This is a genomic window from bacterium (assembly GCA_029210965.1).
Classification (GTDB): domain Bacteria; phylum BMS3Abin14; class BMS3Abin14; order BMS3Abin14; family BMS3Abin14; genus JALHUC01.
Genome location: JARGFZ010000070.1, coordinates 1 through 6,451, shown reverse-complemented (window position 1 = coordinate 6,451; position 6,451 = coordinate 1). Strand labels below are relative to the sequence as shown.

Below are 6,451 nucleotides of genomic sequence, written 5' to 3'. Positions count from 1 at the left end.
CCCTCTTCATGAAGCGGCTCCTTTCGTGAGAGAAATGGTTTGGCTTGCACCTTCCATTCCTCCATTAAGAGGGCCGCTTCGTCAAATTTCAACTACAAATAGCACACAGCCATCATGACTGGTTTGGGATTGATTGGAGGTTATTTTTTTAGTCAAATTTCTCGTTAACAACTGATATTTTGAGCTTGAGAATTTACCAACCATCATCTATCGAGGGAGTAAATTCTATGCTCATCTCCCGCTACCACCAGAGGAGCTTCTACGACACCGATTCCGTCTGTGAGGAATTGATCCCGGAGGACAGCTTCTACCGCAAGTTCCGGGAGATCATCACGCCGATCATTGACAATTCCATGTTTGAGTCGATGTACTGTGGCGATAACGGCCGTCCTCCAGTTTTACCGAAACCTTTCGGACCGGGAGATGGAACGCGAAACTTTTTGGGACAGGCCGCCTGCCCTGAGTCACGCCGGCGGCGTGATCGAAGGGCGTGATGCCCCGCCCCTACCGCTGTCCCGCCTGTCCCGCCTGTCCCGAGCCTGTCGAGGGGAGTCTGTCGAGGGGAGCCTGTCGAGGGGAGCAAGGGGACACCCCCGTGGGGTCAGGTCCTGCTGTCTGATGTTTTGCTAATTCCAGGCTGGATTCCTGGTCCTCGTTTGCTTTCACCCCCATCTCGGTCTTCCCCCCTCAAGGGGGAAGAAGAATAAGGTAGTGTGCGTGATTGGTGTCAGGCAGTGAATTGTGGTGTGTCTGACACGTTCAGTTGGTTTTGCTGGCGATCTTGCTGGTGGTAGTTCGGTGTAATCCCAGGTGGGCTGCTATTTCTGATTGCGTATAAGCATAAAGCTTGAAAACCTCGAAGATGATCCTGAGATTTAAGCCCTTCTCAGTGTCCTCAATAACTCAGTGGTGAAAAAAGTCGCCTTTATAGCAACCGTGCCTTAACCAGAATTAAGGTTTACCCTGTGAAACCCTGCCCGCTACGGCGAAGCTGACTTGTGAGGGCATAGCTACCAGCGACGCCCCTAAGCGTAGACGGGTGTACCCTGTGGTAAAAAACATCGCCTTAATAGCAACCGGTCCAAACCCAGGTTAAAGGTTTACTCTGCGAAACTCTGCTTGCCGGGGCGTAGCTTCAGCGAAGGCTGGCGGTGCGGCCATAATTGGCCGCTCTGCGCCACCCTGCGTTAAAGCTTTGATCGCTTTCATAGCAACCGTTGTTTCCCCTGGTTTCCTGAATTTTGAATTCCGCTATTTGGACTAGGACCAGAACCAGAAACCAGAACTAGATCTTGCCCTTCGGGCCTCTCTCCCTTCCTTCCCTGACATATTCAACTATCTCTTCTGCCGAAAGGGATGAATGGACTCCATCTGTCTGAAGAGGTGATTCCTCGTAGATAGCCGGTTTGACAATAAATGAGCTGCCATCTTTCCGGCAGATTCTCACTTCTCCCTCTTCCTTTGCCTGGTTTAGAACCGAGGCGAGTTTTTGTCTTGCTTCCGAAAACGTATAAACTTTCATCTCACACCTCCAGGACAGCTATCCCCGCCCTATCGGCAGCATCCGCCAGTGAAGCGTCCAAAGTCAGAAGGGGGCTGTTAACTTTCATGGCACAGGTAAGAAAATAGGCATCGTAGGCGTACAGCCCATGGGTATCCGATAGTTCCAGAGAACTTTTAAGGTCGACATCGTGAAAGCGAACAGGAATTGTTTTGTAGGAAGTAAGTGCTTTGAGAGCCTGCGACAGATCAATGCGGTTTCGTTTGAACATGGCAGAAAAGGCGTTGCCCATTTCCCAGTGAAGAGAGGAGGGTGCGTGAAGGGATGCCCCTCTGGTCATCTCTACCAGCTGTCCTTTCCGACTTTCGTTGACGATGACGGCTATAATTACTGATGTATCGACTACGATTTCCATATACCTTGATCCCGGCGAGATGTACAATTGTACATCTATAGTACTTTTGGGGGTTTTATCTGTCAAGGGACTTATTACTAATAAGTGCGCAAGATAGTTTGCAAATAGCGCGAATTCAGGCTCTTCCGGGAAATGAGTACCCGGGTCATTCCGGGCAACGACCCGGAATCCAGGGGGAAGAGCGGACGGGGAGACGCGGAGACACGGGGACGCGGGGGAAGGAGAGGCGCGGTTCCTGTAAAGGCGGTCAGGGCTGCCTCACGCGGAGGAGCAGACACGGGGACGCGGAGACACGGGGACGCGGGGGAAGGCGAACCACAACCATCCCCACCGTCATTCCGGAAGCCAACGCAAGGGGCGGGGTTGTCCGGAATCCAGTCGCACCATGTCATTGCGAGGCCCGAGTATTGACATGGCCGAAGCAATCCCGGTTTCTATTAAAGCGATGTTTTTTTACCACTGAGTTATTGAGGACACAGAGAAAGTCTGAATTCTGGGAAGGCGCGGTTCCTGTAAAAGCGTCTAAAGGCTGCCTCTCGCGGAGACGCGGAGCCGCAGAGAAAACCGGAATCTCAGGAAGGCGCGGTCCCTGTGAAGGCGGTGTTTTCACCACGGAGGTCACCCTTCGACAAGCTCAGGGCAGGCGGAGGACACGGAGAAAGTCTGAGAAAAAGCGAAACAGGGGGGAAGAAGCGGTTCAGGCACGTAGATACTTGGGCACGTAGATACTTAGGCACGTAGATACTTGGACACGTAAGTCTTCCGGAATCCAGTATTTGTTTTTACCGGGTAGTGGGTACCGTTCTTACTTCCCCTCATGCTCCGCCATAACCATTTTGATCCGCTCCACGGCTACCGACGGGTCCAGGCTCTTGTCCAGGAACCCCGAGGCCCCCATGTCGCGGACGATCTTGATGTCCTCGTGGCTGTCGTGGACTCCCGTCATGACTATTATCGGGGGGACATAGCCCTCAAGGCCCTTTAATTCCTCGAGGACACCGAAACCGGAAAGCTTGGGCATCTGGAGGTCTAAAAGCAGCAGCATGAATGATTTAGGTGATGCCAGGAAGATGTTCAGGGCTTCTCTTCCATCCCCAGCTGTCTTGACCTTGAAGCCCTGTTTCGTCAGGAGATCTGACATCAGGGCCCTGAAGAAAGCGGTATCGTCGGCCATGAGGATATACTTCTCGTCCGGGACTGCAACCTGGTTCAGGTCCTGGCCTGCCTCCTGGCTCGCTTCTGAACTCCCCGAAATGGCAGGGGCAGGTTGTGCCCCGAAGGTTTTCCAGCCGTCGGGCAGCACAACAGTGTATTTCGCACCGCAAACACCGCAGCCGATGCGGAAACCGCCATCAGGGATCTTATCAGGGTCAAACACGTACTCTTTTTGACAAAGGACACAGGCTAGTTTCATGGGCTCTAAAATAACCGACCACATACCGATGTGTCAACGAATGATGAGACTCGAAATCCAAATCGGATTTCGAGTGTTTTGGGTTTCGGCTTCCTCCATTCGGTACTATACTAAGTAATGTTTACTGATCACCGATCACAGATTACTGGTCACCTGGAAGCGAGAAATATTGATGCGAATATTCAAGGCCATCGGAATGCGAATGATCTACCTGCTGCCCTTTCTGCTGCTAAGCCCCGTCATTGCTATGGCCCAGGGTACAGATCCCGGCGAGTGGACACGCGTCGACAGCATCGTTGCTACCATAAACGGCGCACCCATTCTGGAGACGGATGTTCTCATGGAAATGGATCTTGGACTTCTGGGATCATCTCACCTGGGAGCTGACTTTGGCCAGTTGCTGGAAGCCTACCTGAACCGCCTGCTCATACTCAAAGAGGTGGAGGAGGTAGGTGGTTTCCGTTTAATTGCAGGTCAGTCCGAGGGAGCCTACCAGGGCTACCTCCTCAGGTATGCAAGCAAAGAGGATTATGAGAAAAAACTTCAAATGTGGGGTATCGATGAAGAAGAGGTTCTGGAAATGTTGAACCGTGCGCTTCTGGTATCTCTTTACACGGAAAGCCGCATTCAGTTCTTCGTAAATATCCTCCCGTCCGATATTGAAAAAGCTTATGAGGAGGATCAGGATCGCTGGGGGGATGCCACGATATACGAGGTCTGGGAATCGGTCAGGTCCGAACTTTTACAATCCACCTACCGTAAGGAAAGAGATCGTTGGCTCAGTACTTTGAAGATTCGCTACGATCTCATTGTTTACAGCCTGAATGGAGATCTGGGAAAATGATTTACCGACTAACGATCAAGGACGGGTTTGCAGCCGCCCACCGGCTGGCAGGAAGCGGAGGCAAGTGCGAATCACTCCACGGGCACAATTTTGGAGTGAGCCTCGAGGTGGCCGGTGATCGCCTGGATGAAACAGGGATGCTGATGGACTTTGGCGATCTTAAGGAGATACTAAAAACGGTTCTGGCTCAACTGGACCACTCGGATCTTAACGAGCACCCTGAATTCTCCCGCTCAAGCCCCTCTTCGGAGAACATTGCACGGTTTATTTGGCATAAAGTCAGCGAGGCCATCGACCCCCAATCTGTCACGGTGGTTTCGGTGACGGTGAACGAATCGGAAACGGCATCGGCGAAGTATGTACCAGTTTGAAGCCGTAATTAGTGATTCGAAATTTGTGATTCGTTGAAACATCCATATGATATTACTCACGTGATGACTTTGGATAGTCCATGGTTTTTCTAATCACGAGTCACGTGTCACGAATCACGGCATTTAACAAAGGGAGATCGTCATGGAAATAATCGATGCCCACGTTCATATCGGACGCCGTCACTTGCTCATGGATGAGGTCCAGAAAGTCCTGGATCGCGCAGGTGTGGACAGGGCTGTGATTTTTGCCGATCCCGAAAGTTCCGATATCCCGGGAGATAACCAGTATGTCCTCGAGATGGCTTCAGAAAACGGCCACATTCCCTTTTTCTATGTGGGCGGAAACGCCTACAGCCAGAATCGCCCCTTCCCCCATATCCCTGATCCGGAAGTGCTGGAACCCTACCGCGGGATAAAATGGCACTGCTGGTTCACGCCTGGTCACGATTTTGGAGGGACCTATCTGGGGATGAACGAGGGCCAGGTACATGATGCCCTTACGGAGTCGAGGATGAGTGCCCTTATGGACAAGGTCATGGATATGGGCGTCCCGGTTAACTTCGAAGAACACTTTGATGTCACAGTCCAGTTCGTGGATTTATACCCCGATGTAAAGATAATAATTCCCCACATGGGGGGACTGAACGGCGGTTCCGAGAGAATCCTGGCAGCTGTTGGACATAAACCTAATGTCCGTTTCGATATCAGCCTGGCCGGTATCAGTGAAGGGTTGATCCGTGAATACGGGGCCGGGAAATTCCTTTGCGGATCCGATTACCCTTACGGCAGCCCGTCATGGAGCATTGATCGGGTTCATAAACTGAAGGTCAGCGATAAAGATAAACAGGCAATATTTTCGAGGAACGTCCTTTCCATGACATGTGTAGAGTAATCGATCGTGGAAGATATGGCCGGCCGACCCCATGATGAGGTGGTCGAGAAGCTCCGCGGGTCGCAGTGTCTGGTGGTCCTCACCGGTGCCGGTGTTTCCGCCGAGAGTGGAGTACCAACATTTCGGGGGAAGGACGGATTATGGAAAGATCACCGTCCGGAACAGCTTGCCACGCCTCAGGCTTTTGAAAAGGATCCCGAGCTCGTTTGGGACTGGTACCACTGGCGCCGTAACCTTGTAAGGGAGCTTTCGCCTAACCCTGCTCATTTCGCCATAGCCGAACTGGAAAGACGGATCCCTGATTTCACACTTATCACTCAGAATGTGGACGGCCTTCACCTGAGGGCAGGCAGTAAAAATGTCTTTCAGATCCACGGCGATCTGCATCATGCCCGCTGTTCGGTGTGCGCCGCGATCATAACCCTTCATGGTCAGAAAGGGTTGGTAACCTGCGAGCTGTGTCAGGGGCAGATGCGTCCCAACGTTGTCTGGTTCGGTGAAAGTCTGAACGTCAGGCTTCTTGAACAGGCCTATATCGCATCGGGGAGATCCGATTTCCTCATCGTTGCCGGGACATCCAATGTTGTTCAACCTGCAGCCTCCCTTGCTTATGCGGCCCTCGGAAACGGCGGGTATGTTCTGGAGGTCAACCTCGACCCTACACCCCTTACAGGTTCTGCTTCAGCCACTGTTCTTGGCAAGGCAGGGGAGGTGCTTGAAGAATTTGTACGCCTCGCTTTTGGTGAGGCGTAAGCCCAAAGCCCGGAAGGCTGATTTACCATAGAGGAACAGAGTTAAGCGGGGTTACTATAGAAAAAGATGCTTTCACCACAAAGGCTCAAAGGACACAGAGGAAATTAAATCTGGGGGGAAATAACGGTTACAATAAGGATGATGTTTTTTACCACTGAGCTCACAGAGGTTATTGAGAGAATCTTAATTAGGAGTTAAGGAACCATTCCTATAAAAGCGATGAAAGATAATTTACCACAGTGCAGCCACATGAAGGCTGCA

General features: G+C 51.7%; 8 protein-coding genes. 5 read left to right on the top strand and 3 right to left on the bottom strand.

Going from position 1 to position 6,451, the window contains the following annotated elements:
• The first annotated feature begins 227 nt into the window (after nt 1-227).
• Nucleotides 228-494: a hypothetical protein gene (locus tag P1S59_14010; GenBank protein ID MDF1527348.1), complete on the top strand. Its 267-nt coding sequence runs from the start codon at nt 228-230 to the stop codon at nt 492-494.
• A 791-nt stretch (nt 495-1,285) separates the two neighbouring features.
• On the opposite strand, the gene P1S59_14005 is transcribed toward P1S59_14010, so the two are convergent.
• The 3 genes from P1S59_14005 to P1S59_13995 all read right to left on the bottom strand — a co-directional run bounded on the left by P1S59_14005 (nt 1,286) and on the right by P1S59_13995 (nt 3,330).
• Nucleotides 1,286-1,522 carry a type II toxin-antitoxin system Phd/YefM family antitoxin gene (locus tag P1S59_14005; GenBank protein ID MDF1527347.1) on the bottom strand — a complete coding sequence of 79 codons (237 nt, stop codon included), beginning with the start codon at nt 1,520-1,522 and terminating at the stop codon, nt 1,286-1,288.
• A gap of 1 nt (nt 1,523) precedes the next feature.
• Nucleotides 1,524-1,916 carry a type II toxin-antitoxin system VapC family toxin gene (locus P1S59_14000; GenBank protein ID MDF1527346.1) on the bottom strand — a complete coding sequence of 131 codons (393 nt, stop codon included), beginning with the start codon at nt 1,914-1,916 and terminating at the stop codon, nt 1,524-1,526.
• An 805-nt stretch (nt 1,917-2,721) separates the two neighbouring features.
• Nucleotides 2,722-3,330: a response regulator gene (locus P1S59_13995; GenBank protein ID MDF1527345.1), complete on the bottom strand. Its 609-nt coding sequence runs from the start codon at nt 3,328-3,330 to the stop codon at nt 2,722-2,724.
• Between the two features lie 172 nt (nt 3,331-3,502).
• Here P1S59_13995 and P1S59_13990 point away from each other — a divergent pair, with 172 nt between their 5' ends.
• From P1S59_13990 to P1S59_13975, 4 genes are all read left to right on the top strand, one after another.
• The gene (locus P1S59_13990; protein ID MDF1527344.1) at nt 3,503-4,174 is read left to right on the top strand and encodes a hypothetical protein; all 672 of its coding nucleotides are present in this window, start codon (nt 3,503-3,505) and stop codon (nt 4,172-4,174) included.
• Nucleotides 4,171-4,545 (top strand): 6-carboxytetrahydropterin synthase QueD, encoded by a 375-nt coding sequence (queD, locus tag P1S59_13985; protein MDF1527343.1) that lies wholly within the window; start codon nt 4,171-4,173, stop codon nt 4,543-4,545. Before P1S59_13990 ends, queD begins: the two co-directional genes overlap by 4 nt.
• A gap of 142 nt (nt 4,546-4,687) precedes the next feature.
• Nucleotides 4,688-5,437 (top strand): amidohydrolase family protein, encoded by a 750-nt coding sequence (locus P1S59_13980; protein MDF1527342.1) that lies wholly within the window; start codon nt 4,688-4,690, stop codon nt 5,435-5,437.
• A 15-nt stretch (nt 5,438-5,452) separates the two neighbouring features.
• Nucleotides 5,453-6,190 (top strand): NAD-dependent deacylase, encoded by a 738-nt coding sequence (locus P1S59_13975; GenBank protein MDF1527341.1) that lies wholly within the window; start codon nt 5,453-5,455, stop codon nt 6,188-6,190.
• The last annotated feature ends 261 nt before the right edge of the window (nt 6,191-6,451 follow it).

Bases quoted from the DNA above. Each gene is read 5' to 3' on its own strand.
- P1S59_14010 (MDF1527348.1), top strand. From the start codon at position 228: ATGCTCATCTCCCGCTACCACCAGAGGAGCTTCTACGACACCGATTCC.
- P1S59_13995 (MDF1527345.1), bottom strand. From the start codon at position 3,330: ATGAAACTAGCCTGTGTCCTTTGTCAAAAAGAGTACGTGTTTGACCCT.
- queD (MDF1527343.1), top strand. From the start codon at position 4,171: ATGATTTACCGACTAACGATCAAGGACGGGTTTGCAGCCGCCCACCGG.
- P1S59_13980 (MDF1527342.1), top strand. From the start codon at position 4,688: ATGGAAATAATCGATGCCCACGTTCATATCGGACGCCGTCACTTGCTC.
- P1S59_13975 (MDF1527341.1), top strand. From the start codon at position 5,453: ATGGCCGGCCGACCCCATGATGAGGTGGTCGAGAAGCTCCGCGGGTCG.
- P1S59_13990 (MDF1527344.1), top strand. From the start codon at position 3,503: ATGCGAATATTCAAGGCCATCGGAATGCGAATGATCTACCTGCTGCCC.
- P1S59_14000 (MDF1527346.1), bottom strand. From the start codon at position 1,916: ATGGAAATCGTAGTCGATACATCAGTAATTATAGCCGTCATCGTCAAC.
- P1S59_14005 (MDF1527347.1), bottom strand. From the start codon at position 1,522: ATGAAAGTTTATACGTTTTCGGAAGCAAGACAAAAACTCGCCTCGGTT.